The organism is Alteromonas sp. OM2203, from assembly GCF_048517045.1.
GTDB lineage: Bacteria > Pseudomonadota > Gammaproteobacteria > Enterobacterales > Alteromonadaceae > Alteromonas > Alteromonas gracilis.
This window is the reverse complement of record NZ_CP183209.1, coordinates 1,805,335-1,821,558: the sequence shown is the minus strand read 5'-3', so window position 1 is coordinate 1,821,558 and position 16,224 is coordinate 1,805,335. Positions and strand designations below refer to the sequence as shown.

The 16,224-nt window shown below is 38.4% G+C and carries 12 protein-coding genes; 1 reads left to right on the top strand and 11 read right to left on the bottom strand.

The window, feature by feature from the left end; all coding sequences use genetic code 11:
* Entirely contained in the window at positions 1-2,571 is a 2,571-nt protein-coding gene (locus ACM0P2_RS08180) for an AMP-binding protein (RefSeq protein WP_419227551.1), read from the bottom strand.
* 341 nt (positions 2,572-2,912) lie between these two features.
* Here ACM0P2_RS08180 and ACM0P2_RS08175 point away from each other — a divergent pair, with 341 nt between their 5' ends.
* Positions 2,913-5,381, top strand: a complete 2,469-nt coding sequence (locus ACM0P2_RS08175; protein ID WP_419227550.1) for a right-handed parallel beta-helix repeat-containing protein — start codon at positions 2,913-2,915, stop codon at positions 5,379-5,381.
* Positions 5,382-5,470: 89 nt separating this feature from the next.
* Here the strand turns inward: ACM0P2_RS08175 and ACM0P2_RS08170 are convergent, their stop codons facing one another.
* From ACM0P2_RS08170 to ACM0P2_RS08125, 10 genes are all read right to left on the bottom strand, one after another.
* Complete coding sequence (locus tag ACM0P2_RS08170) at positions 5,471-6,088, bottom strand: hypothetical protein (RefSeq protein WP_419227549.1); 618 nt, start codon at positions 6,086-6,088, stop codon at positions 5,471-5,473.
* A 191-nt stretch (positions 6,089-6,279) separates the two neighbouring features.
* Complete coding sequence (locus ACM0P2_RS08165; protein ID WP_419227548.1) at positions 6,280-6,924, bottom strand: sulfotransferase family 2 domain-containing protein; 645 nt, start codon at positions 6,922-6,924, stop codon at positions 6,280-6,282.
* A 9-nt stretch (positions 6,925-6,933) separates the two neighbouring features.
* A complete protein-coding gene (locus ACM0P2_RS08160) occupies positions 6,934-8,154 on the bottom strand; it encodes a glycosyltransferase (RefSeq protein WP_419227547.1) in 1,221 nt (406 codons plus the stop codon).
* Complete coding sequence (locus ACM0P2_RS08155; RefSeq protein WP_419227546.1) at positions 8,155-9,579, bottom strand: oligosaccharide flippase family protein; 1,425 nt, start codon at positions 9,577-9,579, stop codon at positions 8,155-8,157.
* 15 nt (positions 9,580-9,594) lie between these two features.
* Positions 9,595-10,476, bottom strand: a complete 882-nt coding sequence (locus ACM0P2_RS08150) for a glycosyltransferase (protein WP_419227545.1) — start codon at positions 10,474-10,476, stop codon at positions 9,595-9,597.
* Positions 10,477-10,487: 11 nt separating this feature from the next.
* Positions 10,488-11,348 carry a glycosyltransferase family 2 protein gene (locus tag ACM0P2_RS08145; RefSeq protein WP_419227544.1) on the bottom strand — a complete coding sequence of 287 codons (861 nt, stop codon included), beginning with the start codon at positions 11,346-11,348 and terminating at the stop codon, positions 10,488-10,490.
* Complete coding sequence (locus ACM0P2_RS08140; protein WP_419227543.1) at positions 11,349-12,323, bottom strand: acyltransferase family protein; 975 nt, start codon at positions 12,321-12,323, stop codon at positions 11,349-11,351. It lies immediately after the preceding gene.
* Positions 12,324-12,332: 9 nt separating this feature from the next.
* Positions 12,333-13,439, bottom strand: coding sequence for a glycosyltransferase family 4 protein (locus ACM0P2_RS08135; RefSeq protein WP_419227542.1), 1,107 nt, complete (start codon positions 13,437-13,439; stop codon positions 12,333-12,335).
* Complete coding sequence (locus ACM0P2_RS08130) at positions 13,439-14,779, bottom strand: O-antigen ligase family protein (protein WP_419227541.1); 1,341 nt, start codon at positions 14,777-14,779, stop codon at positions 13,439-13,441. Before ACM0P2_RS08130 ends, ACM0P2_RS08135 begins: the two co-directional genes overlap by 1 nt.
* A 2-nt stretch (positions 14,780-14,781) precedes the next feature.
* Positions 14,782-15,921 carry a glycosyltransferase gene (locus ACM0P2_RS08125; protein ID WP_419227540.1) on the bottom strand — a complete coding sequence of 380 codons (1,140 nt, stop codon included), beginning with the start codon at positions 15,919-15,921 and terminating at the stop codon, positions 14,782-14,784.
* Positions 15,922-16,224: the final 303 nt, after the last annotated feature.

Sequence of the window (16,224 nt, the reverse complement as noted above, 5' to 3'; positions counted from 1 at the left end):
CTACCTCCCCATCAGAGACTGTCTAACAACTTTCGGTAATATATTTGCAGCCTTATACATCATAATTGGTACAAGCACACCTACAAAAAGCCCTACGATGAATAAAAACAACTGATTATCTAACCCGAGTTTCGTCAATAATGTTCGAGCACTGGCATTAGCCATCGGATGCCATAGATAAATGGCATAGGTATAGACTCCTACCCACTGTATTGAAGATAATTTCGGAACAAATCGATAGCACGTAACTATAAAACTTGTTGACACTACTAACCAAAGGAAAGAGACATTAAATGGCACGTTAACAACTTTTAAAAATAGGAGCGCTTTTAATACACACCCTAAAGCAGTTATCAACGCTGCAGTATAGATAACTCTTTTCTTTAAAAACAATTGCGTATGCTGATAAATAACTATTCCTAAGATGAAATAAGGCGTCAATTCAATAGCTTCTGCGACTCTTAAGAAATCTATCCCTTTTACCATTATCGAAAATACGAAAGTAATTGGTATAAAAATTATGTAGGTTGTTAGTGATGGTTTAAATAGAACTTGAATACCACCTATAACTACAACCATAAAAAACAGAGCATATAAGTACCACAAATGCATATAACCATGCAAAAGAGCAGTAGTAAGTTCCCCCCCTTCTTTACCTATAAAGCTTCTCAAATAAAAGTATATAATCGAAACTATTAAGGCTGGAACTAATAAAGTAGAAATTCTATTGAGAACGATTTTAGGGAATTCAAGCTTGTTTGGTGCCATAGCAATAAACAGCATACCGGCAAGGGCCGTAAACAATGGCATTCTAATTAAGTCTAATATCTGAAATGCAGACCTGTATGGGGAGTCCTTGGCTACATTTAATCCAAAGTCTGGTGTACTACCAAAAACGTGGTAAGCCACTACCAAGAAGCAGACAATCGCTCGCAGTGTATCGACGTTTGCTAGCTTAGCAACCTTTGGTTTATTTGAAACAGAACTTTGTTTAACATTATTAGCTAATTTTTCAAGTTCAAAAATTTTTAAATGTACCCAGTTTTCTGGTAGCTCACCAATAAGTTCCTCTAGGTAAATAGAGACTTTCACGTAATTTAAAGAATCACCTCCTAAGTCTGAAAATGACTTATTTTGATCAACTTTAGCCGCTCCGAATATTTCTGAAAAAATACCTATAACCGAACTGGTATCAGTTTCTGAATTTGTGGAAGCAATGGCCAGAATTGAAGCATAGTCTATTTTGCCTGTTTGAAGTGTTGGAAACTTTTTTCCGAAGACGATTTGAATGCTACTAGTTGGTATTTTTAAAACTTGTGACAGATGCTTTTCGATTAAATCAGACTTTTCGTTCTCTACAGTAAAAACAATTAGTTTATCGTCATGCCCTGTAGCAACACAGTTTAATTTCTCTGCCTTTAAAATAACTTCAACTTGATCAAGGCTCACACGGTTACCGAACAATTTTATGAATCGGCTTTTCCTTCCTGTGATTACAAACAATCCATTTTCTAATTTCTTGGCAATATCACCTGTCATTAAGCAATTTAACTCTTTACTCTTTGACAAGTCAGAGCGGTTTCTTGCGTAGCCCATCATCACATTAGGCCCAAAATAGGCAAGTTCGCCTTCTGCTCCATCCATTTCATCTTCACCGGCTTCATTTACCACTTTCAGCTCACCACCGGGTATAGCTTGGCCTATTGAATCTGGGTATTCAGAAGCAATTTCTGGCGATAAATAAGAAATTCTTGGGGATGCTTCAGTTTGCCCATACATCACAAAAAACTTAATACTATTCTGTTTCGCAAAGTCCGAAAACTCGATTACTTTATCTCGACTTAATTTTCCACCTGCCTGCGTGAAATACCTTATTGATGGAGGTATTTTTGTCTGATAATTGGTTCTTGCTAGTAGTTCGTAACTATGTGGAACCCCAGCGAAACTTGTTGCATTTTCTTTATCACAGACTTGCCAAAACTCATCATCAACTACAGAGTACTGGTTAAAGAGAATTGTTCCTCCCATGTATAAATGACTATTAACAATAGATAGTCCATAAGAGTAATTTGTCGGAAGATTGACAACACCAACATCATTAGATGTGATGTCTAAATACTCAGAGATTGACGCCGCGTTCGATGTCAAATTGGTGTGAGACAATTTCACACATTTCGGGCTTCCTGTAGAACCCGAAGTAGACAGCATAATACATAAGTCATCATTTAAAGTTGCAGTTTCATTATCCTGTTGTGTAATCGAAATTCCATCATCAGTATTTACAATATAGCTTGCACCGAACAACTCACTAAAATGCGTACTTAAATCTGGCTTATCGTTGGGTAAAAGTAGTGCAACGTGATTTCTCATTAATGTAGCTACATACACAATCAGCCAGTCAATAGAAGGGTTACATTCCAATATAATTACACTTCTTTCACTACAGAAGTTTTCGCTTACTTGCTTAGCTTCTAATAATAGCTCTGCATAAGTAACACTGCGATCGCCATCCTTCGCAGCTATATTGTCGCTCGGGTGTTTGTTAAGAAATGATTCTAAGTTTTCGAACACGTCACTACTGTCCTTTTAAATGTGTCGCTCAAAAAGCTGTTGTTATACGTTTTAAAGAAGCATTGATATTTAGCAGTTAGATAGAGTTCTAACACATTAATTGTTCAATAATATTAAACCTCAGATACATGTGGGGCGTTATTCGCCATTTTAAGTACAGAATGGCAAAGCTGAATGCACGCAAGATTAGTTCCACTTTATATTCTAATGTTTGCGTTAGATTACTTGTCCTACCGTGTTTAAAGTATCGCTGACTACTTGCTAGCTATAACCTTAACCACTACTCTTTTAAGTGGGGCGACTTTTTCTTTTCACATCTACCAAGTGGACGAGGCATCTATATGGAATATTGTAGAATCTACGCTAAAGCCTGGCTTATTATTTTGCTCTCATTTTTTCTTATTTCTTGCGCTAATCATTCGACTGAAAAAAGCCTAGAGCCAAGCGCCTTTCAGCCAGGTGAAAAAATCTACGCATATCTTGAAACTAATACTGAACCAAATCATAACATCGAAAGCGTTTTGAAACATTACACGGGGGACGAAAAGCTAGTACAACTTATTGAAAAATATAATACTAGTATTGCAAGCCTCTATGAAAAAAAAGTGCTGAACTATTCAGATTCACGAAACCAAAGCGGCATTGACGGGAACATTAGTTCACTCTCTTCGGCAGAAGTTACAGCACTTTTTGCATTATTTCCTTTAGACACAGCCAAATGGATGAAGAAAGTATCAACTCATTCCATGCTAAGCAAAAATGAAATTTATGAATCTGCTATTACGGCCGGATTAGATCCATCGATAGTGTTCGCTGCCTCAGCATCGGGTTTTTCCGACACTGCCACTCCTCTTATTAACTCTATCGGTATAGTTATTTACGGTCAGGATGAAGATAGTGTAGCCACTGTCCAGTTTAAAGCGCATAACGAAACAAATTGGCAAAAAGGGTTAGACTTGTCCTGGGAGCCAATTTACGGCTCCTATGCTGGAAGTTTAGTGTATCTTGAGGCAGACACAACTTATGACATTCAAGTTCAAATTACGAATGTTAATGGCGACATTGCGGAACATACCTTTCAATCTAAAACAAAAGCCAACACCCCCCTTATTGATCCGAGCAAAGTTTATTACTTATCAGAGATTTATTCAGGCGGGCAACTGGACCTAGAAGCCTTAAATATAGAGGGAAGTGTAAATGGTTATGCAAAAATAATTGGTGACGGCCCCATAATTGACGCTGGAAGTGATGTACTTTCAGCAGTGAATATTGGAAACAATTCATATGTCATGCTTGAAAACCTTACGATTAGAGGCGGTCAACGCTATGGCATACTTGCCCAAAAAGCTCACCATATTTGGATTAAAGGCTGCAATATTTCCGGATACGGTAGAGAAGCGGTAGATATTAGAAATGGTAAAGCTTATTCAAGCCCTACCAGCAGTTCTCCCATAAACTACGACTCTGGCATTTATCTAGAGCGCAGCGGAATTGCTGTAATTGAAGAGTGTGAAATACATAGCCCCAACCTAGGCGCAAACAACTGGTCAGTTGGTCACCCTAAAGGTGCAAACGCGCTTCAAGTTTGGGCATATCACGACAGCGATGAGTACAGGGGTGAATTTATAGTAAGAAATAATCGTTTTTATGGTGCTCCAAATCACAGGTTTAATGACGTCATTGAAGGTCGAATGAATTTCGAACGGCGCGGTGGCTTTGTCTGTAATTCTGCAATTTATGGCAACTACCTAGCCTATGCCAATGATGACTTAATCGAAATTGATGGTGGCCAGCAAAATGTGTTGGTGTATAACAATGAAATGGAACAGGGGTATGCAGGGGTTAGCGTGGCGCCAAACATGCTTGGACCTAGCTACATATTCCATAATCATATACATAATTTAGGAGACGATAGAGGCAAAGAATGGACCGCTATTAAAGCAGGCGGTTTGATGTCAAAGCCAGGAGGCAGAACATATGTATTTGAAAATTTTATAGATGTAAATCGTAATGGAATAGCTTCATCGGGTGTCAATGGTGATAGTACATTTTGGATTACTTCACAGAACAATATAATTTTTACGAAATATAAGAACAATAACGTGGGTTACTGCATCCTCGATAAGGAAAAATACATAGGCAGCTCATCAATTAATGACCTCTGCTATAACGAAGCAGCTATGGATTCGAGATACGATTTTGATATGGATAATTTGATCGAACACCCTTATTCAGATAACTATGAATACATCGCGCAATTAAAAAATACCAACGCACCTAAACTAGAAGTACAAGAGGAATTTAGAATTCCAAACTTTTCACCTACTGGGAACCCTATGTTATCAACGCGACCAAGTGTAACTTCTTGGCAACTTAATGCTTACGAGATAGAACACTCTGGCTTTGCTAATCAATACAGATATGGTGCTACCGTGATTTCAGAAGACAACACCGTAACGCTCACCGGTAATAATTGGCGAATGTTTCCTGTCGACTACACTTTAACAAAAGATTCAGTTTTAAGTTTGGTTCTGGAAGTTGAAGGGAACCCAGACATTGTTGGTGTAGGTTTCGAAACTGATACGAAATTAAGTAGTTCGCGAATTGTTAAGTTTTATGGAACACAAAATTGGGGAGTTCGTGCCGAAGAATTTTACGATTTAGAAAAAAAGAAGGTGCTATTTCCAGTAGGCCAACATATCACGGGGAAAATAACTTCCATTATTTTAGTCTTAGATAACGATAATGTTAAGAGCTGGAAGAATATTGACCGTGCAGAATTCAAAACATTAGAGATTTTGGAGAATTAATTCTCGGAGGATTCAACGGAGGAGACCAAAAGAAAAGTAAGCAATGAAACAAAAAAACCGCCTAGGCGGTTTTTTTATTTTAAAAAAGACTATCTCTTAAAACGTCGTGCCCCAATAAAGAAAGCACCAACTAAAGAAAGTAGAAGAACCGAAGGTTCGTGAACTTGTGCAACATTGCCAGATGATGCCGCATTTAAAGCTTGAATGTTCTCATCAGTCAAAGCCAGCAAATCACCACCTAACAAGTCAGATGAAAAAGCGATACTGCTAAGGCCACCACAGCACTCTTCCGCCCAAACAACATCAATAGTTGTTAATCCGATTGAAGTGATATCAACCGACTGAACGTCACTGTTTGACCACGTTCTTCTCCACCAAAGATCGTCCTCGGTATCCAGTACATTCGACCCATTCACGTAGATTTCTGCACCATAAAACGCGTCTAGGCCAGCAAAAAGCGTAAATTGAACAAGCGAGGAAAAATCAAATTCAAACGAGACAAGAGAAACTGACTGAGTCTCAGAATTAACCATATCAAAAGCAGATACATTTGATACGGTAGCAGACGAGCTATTGTTGATGTAATCCAATAGACTAGAACTAGCGTCGAAAGTGTTGTCTATGGCAGTGTACTTGTACTCGATTAGTGCCGCGTTTGATACGCTTGTGGTAAGCGCAAATAGCAGTGCTGCAATGTACTTCTTCATATGGACCTCATTAATGCTTTAAATAATTAATATGTTACTAAGAACTAGTTAAGCAAAATTCAGGCCACTACAAAAACCTATACCAATCAACAAGATAAGATAGTCATGGGATATTAAGGCTACACGTTGTAAATATTACTGACAGTAACAATCATTCCCTAATGTACCGCCTGCATAGCGCTAAAGTAGAACTAGTATTTAAATAATTCGAAATCTTTTGAGTACAAATCAAAAATTTTTTCGCGAACATTATCAGAAACATCCGACCCATTAGATAACTTTGAAACGTTAGACTTTGGTAACGTAGTACTTAAATCGAGTTTATCTGCTACGACTTTGAAATCTTCATCAATTCTTTCGTATTTACCCACAAAGTCGACCATAACTTCATAATATTCATTGCATAAAAAACTAAATTGCGGCCTGAAAAGTACTTCAGTATGTAACCGCATAGAATCAAGGTATTTTAGGACAAAGTCATCAAATTGATTGTATTCGCTATTTATAAGTGCACTTAACCGCTTATTATTAGTTCCATTTCCACCGGACAATAAATAACGGTGAACCGACAGCAATCTATCAACTGGATGGCGCACGAATGCGAACTTGAAACTTCTTTCAAAACGCTTTTTGTCTGCGCTTTTAAAATTGAAAGCTGAGCAGTGGTCACGTTGAACATGCTCAGTAGAACCAGATAAAGCATGTAGTACGCTAGTACCCGCCGCCTTGGGAATATGAATAAATATGCAATTATGCTTACACATATAGCGACGATAAGGATAAATATTGAGATGACTTTTAACATGATAACTTATTGCAGTTTTTATACCTAACATGTGCTCTCCCTAAATACCTAAAATCTTAATTAAGTCATCTCTCAAAACTTGTGAATTGAATGATTGCTCTATCTTTTTTCTAGCATTATCACGTATTTCACTGAGGTCCTGCCGCTTTGATATATCTAATATTGTATTGCTTATAGCATCACTGTCATGCTCTTGTACTAAGAAGCCTGTCTTCTGATTTTCAATAAGTTCCGGTATTCCACTATGATATGTTGACAACACGATTACGCCGCTAGCCATTGCTTCCATCAGAGATACAGGAATACCCTCTTTGTCACCATATCGGTCCTGTATTGAAGGGAGTAAAAATAGATCAGTGCGTTTTAATTCGTTAGCAACTTCCGCGGGCGAGCAAGCACCTAAAAAGCTTACCCTATGCTTATTTTCATGCCTTGCCACTATCCTTTTTAAATTTGGAAGCAAATTTCCATCACCAATCAACGTTAGGTGGCACTCTACTTCCGTGTCTAGAATTGCCTTTATAGCATACTTAAGCCCTTTCTTTTCTGTCGCTCTGGCCACAGAAAGCACCTGAAGTGGTGTAGATAGTTCTTTATCGCTGAAAGAAAAAGTATCGACATCTACGCCCATATGGACGACTTCTATGCTCGATTTGTTAGCACCAAAATTAACTAAAGATTCAGCCCAATGTTTGCTAATAGGTAGCAACTTTCCACCTAGCTTGCCATATTCTTCTTTCCATAACTTCAATTGGTCATAACGGCTTATTTCATAACCATGAAAAACCGTAAATAGGTTTTCACAGTCTATAAGCCCAGCATTTCGAAGATAATCTAGTACTACACCATTACTTCCAAAGTGCGCTATGCAATTTTCCATAACGACTTTTTTGTTCCGCAAATGCCAAACTAAACATAGTAAATCTTTTGCCGTAAAAAAATTTCTTTTCTTTATTAGCCTGCTTGCTAAACCTAAAATCGGCCAACGCTGCTTAACACAAGCGCACAACAATGCCCCGAGGAACATATATACCCACGACTTTTTTGAGTGCGGCTCTGGTAATATTGACGATACTTTTTCATCCACATCCGGTCCAAATATGGAAGTTAGTATTGAAGAAGTATGATCAATTGGATTTACAGCCAATACATGAACATCCATTCCCTGGTTCTTGAGATCTTTTACTTGATTAAGGACGAACGTTTGCGATAACACAGGGAACGTCCGTACAAAAAAGTAAACTTTTTTGGAAATTGACATTTAAAATCCTTTTACTCTTATAAGTGAGTTTTTTAGCTCTTTATAGAAGACCAACAACATAGCAGCTACAGCAAATGTAAGCATTGCTACAATAATTTCTTTTACCAAAAATACTTCGGGTATAAGAGGCAAAACAAAATACTTTAGTATGCCTAGCGGGACAGCCAGTGAAGCCACGACTAAAAGCATATTTTTAACTGAAAAAGAGAAGCTGACATTTGTGATAAATAATATGAAGTAATAATTCACAATAGGAAACAAGATAAGCTGGAATACAGCCATTGCCGAGACCAAAGCAACTACACCATACTGTGAGGAAGCATAAATAACTAGTGTATTAGGCAAAAGTAAGATTACATTCCAGAGAAAATTTCTTTTGGTAAAGCCAGTCGCCTGAACTAATGGTCCGACTAAGTTAGAACTAGCTACACGGATGAACCAAAATATTGAAAGTATTGATAATACCCAGCTATGTTGCACAAAATCGGAACCGAAGAACAACGCAGTGACTAGGTCTGACGCAATGATTACTGGTATGTAAATAATTGCTAATACAAACAGTTGTAGTATAAAGAAGTCTTTATAGACTCTGGCGAATCGCGTTTCATTTTCTTTTACTTCTGCAAACGCGGGTAATGCCACTTTACCTATAATAGGCTGTAGTGCCTGTGCAGGTCTGCTGGCAAGTTGCTTTATAACATGGTAAACCCCTAATTCGTTGCTCGGAAGGGTTACAGCAAGAATAATAACGTCAAGCTGCCTTCTAAGAATATTTAGAGCCTGAGATCCAAAGTCAAATATTCCATAATTGAAAGCTTCACGATAAATAGCAGTATTTACTTTAGTCGTTAGGTTTACTTCTCTTCCCAAAACCATCATGAACCCAACCAGACGAGCTAACTGGTATACGATAGTGGCTCCGACCAAACAAAGTAACTCCAAATGACTAAAACTGATCGCAAACACAAAGGATAGGACTTTCGCAAATATATCGACTTGCGCTACCCGTTGATGATGAAAGTTTTTCATTCCTACTGCTTGATATTGCGAGGCTACAGATGAAATTACTAGTAAAACAGTGGCCAATCTTAGCTCTTGGATTATGCTTTCATACCCAAGCGCAGTTGCTAAAAAGGGCGTTAATAAAAATAACACCGAGCTGAAGATTGCGCCTATCCCAAGAGCAAGAAAATATATGGCATTACTTGTGGGTTGGTCTGCATTCTTTTTATATACTAGAAAGTTCGAGATTCCTCCCAAAGCGAAAGCAACAAATACCTCTATCACCATATTAACAACGGCGAACTGACCAAATACTGCTGGAGCTAAAATGCGCACTAATATAGCGAGCTGCGCCATCGTTAGCAGTAGGTTTACTATTGTTGCTAATGTCGTCCATGAAGTAGCACTTACGATCCTGCTCAATTTATATTATTCCTTTTAGCTTCTTGTACTTTGTTGACCAGCTGTGAGCTTCGCTATTTCTGATAACGATACAAAGAATATCGCTGATATGATTCCAAAGACCGACAACCTTTGTTTAAGAGAGGCTTCATTCGAAAAAAACACAAGAAGCGTACGTTTGATATATAGTTTAACGGCCTCCCAAAGCAGCTTTATGGACTTGAGCTTAACGTCTGTTTTATCCCAAGAGCCACCGATAACCCGCCTTCTTTTCTTAAGAATTTCTTGCTTATTTCTGGCTGGGTGAGCAACTACTGCCTGCTTACAAAAAACAACACTTAAACCATTGTTAGTAAGTCGCTTTGCCATATCATGATCTCCTCCCGATTTAAGTTTGGCGTTGAACCCACCTAACTCGAGAAGTGCCTTTTTTTTCGACAGCCAATTTGCTGTAATGCAAACGCCTTTCCTCGCATACTCTTCTTGATTCATTGAGAAAAAGCTCTCGTATGCTAGAGATGCATCATCAATAATATCAGCGTCATCTTTGAAAAAGCTAACATCACCCGCGACTACACCTATATCCCTCTGAGTTTCGGCGCACTCAATTAGGGAAGCCAACCAGTTTTTATCTGGAACGCAATCAGAGTCTGTAAATGCTACATAGTGTCCTTTAGCAACTGAAAGCCCTTTGTTTCGTGCAGCATAGGAACCAGGCTGAAGCTCTTGTAAAACAGTGATACCTTCAATTCTTTGAATTTCTTCAAAAGTCCTATCAGTAGAGCCGTTATCAATAATTATTATTTCGTAAGCTTCAGGTACAAACTGTTGATTCTTTAGCGCGTTAATGCATTTAACAACTCTTCGTTCATCATTCCATACGGGAACAATTACAGAAACTTTTACGTTTGAAGTCATGTAAGACACTCTTATATGGACATTGGCTTGTTGAGTACTTTACGTCTCAACGCATTAAAAAAGAAAACGAAGGTAGCTTTAAAACCTGCCATTTTTAAAGCCTGGATTATCCAGCGAGACTTTTCATTCTTATGCTTCAGAGAAAACAAGATTTGCTCACAAACACGTTTTTTAAACCAATAGTCACCGAGAAAAACCTTATGCTTATATGCAGAACCTAGCCTTTTATCAATGTCAGAGGGTTTCATTTTACGTACTTTTGCACCTATACCATCCTCATTTTGGAAACGGTATAAAAATATAGGTGCTGGAATATTCTTAAATTTGATTCCTTTCTGGAACAGCCGAACATACATGTCCCAGTCTTGCCCATTATTCAATGTTTCGTCGAAGCTATTTTGCAGAAGTAAATCACGCTTGGCACTGAATCCACTCATCCCGCAGTAAGTATTACCTCTTAGAAGAGAAGATTTAGTAACAGTTAAATCTTTATTTGTTACAACTACTTCTTCTTTGCCTAGCTGTTTAAAGCCACTAACAATAGCATCTGCACCACCCAAATATTCTTCATGAATCACCTTGAGATAATTAGGCAACCAAATATCGTCATCATCTAAGAAGGCGACGATGTCACCTGACGATTCTTTAATACCAATGTTTCTGGCGGCATTTGCTCCCACACCTGATTTCTGTTTCAAATATCGCGCATCCAGCTTTTCTACCAATGGAAAAACCTCATCGTATGATTTTGTCGAACAGTCATCGATAATAATTATTTCGTAAGCAGAGAGCTCTTGCTGGCTTACACCTATCAGGGCTTCTTGCAAAAAGTCGGGGCGATTAAATGTCGTTATTACAACTGAAATTTTCATTTAGACTACTTCCTGTATAACCGTTTTTTTCCTACCTCTCTCGCCTAACAACAAGCGTCCTAAGGGAATTTTGTTTGCGATGAAGTAAACAATGATTGGTCCAACTATGCCCAGTATTAAACTGATTAAAAAGTCTACCTCGATGTAAAATTCCGGCAGTTGCTTCAAGATAATTCGGCTCCCTGCAGTGAAAAACACGTGAAAGATATATATGCTATAAGAATAGATGCCAATTTTAGCTAACCAACCAATTTCGAGTTGTAGTCCAAACAGAAAATAGCAGCCGAACAAACCTGTTATACAGCCTATTAAACTTCTACCATCCACATCGTTTACACAAAAATAAATAGCAAACATTAACAAAGTAAACCCTAAAAAACTTTGCAATACCGATAGTGTACGGACTTCAAAACGCACTAAACCCATTCCAAATAAAAAGAATGGCGCTAAATAAATAAAACCCTTGTATCCAAAATATTTTGAATAAGGTTGCTCAAGTGCTAATAAGATAAAAAAGCAAATAACTGTCGCTACAGTGAATTTATTGTCAAACAACCTTTTTAGTTCGAACGGAATAATAAATACAAACACCCAGAACAACGCTTCTACAAACCAAAAATGTTGGACTGGGACAATATGTAATAACCACCAGTTTTCCACCTCATTCGAAGTGCCCGGAACAAGCGATTGTATAACGGCAAAAGCAGTTCCGACTACTAGCATGGGGATGAGCAATCTACGTGCTTTCCCTTTCAAAAATGTTGGCCAATTTTCGGTAAGAGGACGGTATGCGTATACCATGCCAGACAGAAAAGTGAATAAAGGCATTCTAACCGTTTTTAAGAGGTCGCTTACTTCACGTAAAAAACCCGACTCTAATTGAAGACCGATCGAAGGGTTGTTCCCCACCACATGATATGCAACCAGAAAGATGCATGCTAAACCACGAAGCGTGTCAACTCTTATATCTCTCATTTAAACTGCTTACTTGGAACTTTCATCGATAGATTTAATGTACTTTTTAGTGTAAAGCGCAATCTGCTCCCAATCGAACTGAATCAAAAACTTATCTCTGTCTATATGTAGATCTAGACCATCAAGTTTTTCTATCTTTTCCGCAAGCATTTGTTCATTACCTACTCCGAAGTACGAATCTTCAGGCGCTTCTATGTCTAAATTAGGGGTGATATTACTTAGTAATACATTAGTGCCTGAACTGATTGCCTCCAACGCAACAATTGGAAGACCTTCGTGATAAGAAGGCAATACAAAAACTTTTGCATGTTGATATAGTGCCTTTAGTTCGCTGCCAGAACGCCGCCCTGCGAAAATAATATTTTCAGATGCCATTGCTTTTAGCGACGTTGAATATTCGTCTTCGTGGTCGGTACTACCTACTATCACTAGTTTAAGCTGGGTGCTTGCATTTTTATAAGCGTTTACTAGGTTATGAAAACCTTTTTCGGGTACTAAGCGCCCTACGGTTACAATGTAGCCGTTACTAGTAAGGTTAAGTTCAGCAGGCAAGTCACTCGCTGGTGATTGGCCAGTAAACGAAGGCAACATACCGTTGGGTACATAGTGTATTTTGTGTGCATGTTTTGGATACTGTTCTTGTAGCCGCACTGTTAGAGATTTGCCAACCACGAACATTTTCTGGGAAAAAACTACCCCCATTTTTTCACCAAACTTTAAAATGCTTTTTGCAAAACTATTCCACTTTTGCCTGTCGTAATCTGCACCATGGTGAGTAACTACCGCCTTCATACCCAGCAATTGTGCAAGAGGTGTGAATAGTGCTGGGCCTATAGCATGAAGATGGATGACATCGGGCTTTAAAAACAAACGTGCATAAAATATTGCTATGAAAGTGTGAAGAAAAGTTTCTAAGAATTTATTTCGCACAGCCCATACCGAACGCACTTTAACGCCTTCGTATTCATACGCATTTTCACTTAAGTATGGAGAGCGACCAATAACGGTGATATCGAAATCACCACTTTTCATTCGAGGGTAAATATTTTGGCAATGAGACTCAATGCCGCCCATTATGTCAGGAATTCCACGTAATCCGATTACAACAATATTCATTAGATAGCATTTCCCTGTGTTGGATTTAATCCCATAATTTTCTCAATTCCCGAAATAGGGGTTCTGCGTTTATTATTTGGTTTGCTTGCAAAAACCTGAGCACCTATTAGGCTAAAGAAAATAAGCCCCTCTATATTCCACAATGGCATTGTCGCCATATTCATTGCCAAAAAGCCTATGAACGATAACAACAATACCTTTCTCAATCCCAGTTCAAATACCGATATTGCTTGCAGTACTATAGAAAGGCATAACAGTATAAAAAGTGAAAGCCCAACAACTCCGTATTCATATAAATAGGAAACAAATGTGTTGTGAGCGTAAAGATCAAATGCTTTGCTCCACGCTCCAGGCCCAAATCCGAAAACTTGGTTTAAAAGATCAGCGTTAACAAAAGCATTTATATACAAACTCCAAATATAAACTCTGGCTGACATAATATCCTTTTCAGCCTCGCTAAAATAAATAGGCGCTTTTAATACTAAATCTAGATTTGAAATTAAGGTTCCGACGTCAGCGAATCGCTCACGCATCGAAATAGACACAGCCATAAAAGATACAATAATAACCATAGTTACAAGCGTCATTACCGATACTTTCTGAGATGGCTTAATTCGCTGCTCGATAAGGTTGTAGTAGAAAACAGCAACGATAGGCAGAATCGCAAGCATTGCTGTTCTATAATTTACCAACATTAGTAAGACTACAGCTAATGTGAATAATGTACTACGAAACCTAATACTACCCCGCTCAGTTAATCCAATAACAAAAACGAAGCTTGCGATAATCATAGAAAAGGCCGCTTCATGATTATAACCGCCAATATAGCTTGCCGAACCATCTGCCTCAGTAGCTTTAACCTCACCCAATAGCAGAGAAAAAACTTGTAAAGTAACAGGCATAACGAAAGCCACAGCAAGCTTTTTAAACGTTTCAGCATGCCCCTGCATGCGGATTGAAAGAAACAGTGCGCCAGATAGAACTAGGAAATAACACCATTTAACCAAAACATTAATGGTGCCGGGTATTTCAAAATTTACTATGCCGCTTGCCGTTATCGCAGCGAAGAAAAGATAATAGGGAAATAGTTTTCTTAACGTAAAAACAGCGGTTGGTATTAAAAGTAACCCTAAGCCAGCTACGCCAATACTTCCCAAAGCATTTATCGAAAACCCTGCAACCAAAGAAGGGTACGTAATAGTATGAAATGCTGACAAAAAGAAGCGCAGCCATATAGCACAAATAGCAAACGCTAAATATTTATTGCAGTTCCCCGTTATGGTGCGATACACCATAATGAAACTTATTAGGCCAACAACTACCTTTAACCCTTCAAACATGTTTATTTGCAAACCTTTTCAATAATGGCTATTACTTTTTCTTGAAAGGCATTGTAAGAAAATTGCTTTGCACAGCTTTTGCTTTTTGCGGCGTAGGATACCCGAACAGTTTCATTACTGAATAAGCTTAACGCTCTTGCAACGCCTTCAGCGTTATTTAACTCACACAGAATACCGTTTTTTTCCTCGCTAGCGCCAGTTACTCTGTAAGGGTATTGCTCAGCAATAATTTCCGCAGGGCCCGACTCACAGTTTGTTGCTATTACCGCTTTTTCTAAACACATAGCTTCAACAATGGCATTAGGGAACCCTTCAGCATTCGACGTACTTACAAAGTATTCGGCATTACTTAAATAAGGGTATGGGTTTGCTTTAAAGCCAAGAAACTGCGTTTTACTTTCAATTCCTAGTTCTTTGGCTTGCGCTTTAAGGTTTGCTTCTTCATCGCCCACGCCCAGAATTACCAAGTTTTCGGCTATGTTAGCTTTGGCATAGGCCTTAAGCAGTAAAGAGAAGTTTTTATTTTTAACTAAGCGCCCTACTCCAATTACATAGGGCTTCGGGGGTAAGTCTGAAACCCTCTCTGATGCCTGAACTTGAAGCTGCTCAATATCGTAAGGGTTATACAGTACTGAGATTTTATCGCTAGATACTGCATAGTTCTCGATAAGGTCGGCCTTAACTCCTTCTGATACGGCAACAACGCTGTCTGCCTTGTTGTAGAGCAGCCGAACAAGTAAGCGACTTACGCCATCTTTCATACCGCCTGATAGGTGGCTTGTAGTATTAACTCGCTCGCTAATTATAGCTTTAAACTTTAAGCGCTTAGCTAGTGTAACGTTCAAGAAATTACTTCGCGTTAAGAAACTAAAACAATACTCTGGGTTTAGTTTTGCTAAAACGGGCTTTAGCTGTTGATAGCCTGAAACTAAACTTCCCTGGGAATTAAGCACTATTTTGTTTACATAGTCGGGGCACACTTGAGATTCTGGCAAGTCATCTAGCAGAATAAGATGTACGGGAATGTTTTTCGCAACGAAATAAGATTGCATTATGGTTAATAGCTTAACCATTACTCGTTCAGCGCCACCACCTTCTAGTGAATTAATGATAAACACCGCTGGACGCGCTGAGTACTTCATGAAAGTTCCTTTTCGTTGTAAATTTACTACATAACTAAGCGATGATACCAGATGGCGTGTAATTTAATAACCCGAACAACCTGCATATCTGCTCAAAACCTTTAATTAAACATGATTTATGCCAAATAGATCAATTTCAGATTAAAATTCTTTCAGTAATTTAAAAACCTTTTAAGTTACCATCAATTTTGCCATCATTAACTCATCATTAGGTAAGCGATACTACCGCGTAGTAGTGAAACATTTTTTACACTTGCCTTAATCTTTTGCATAAAGTACCAACAGTTTGCACCAAAAAGAACG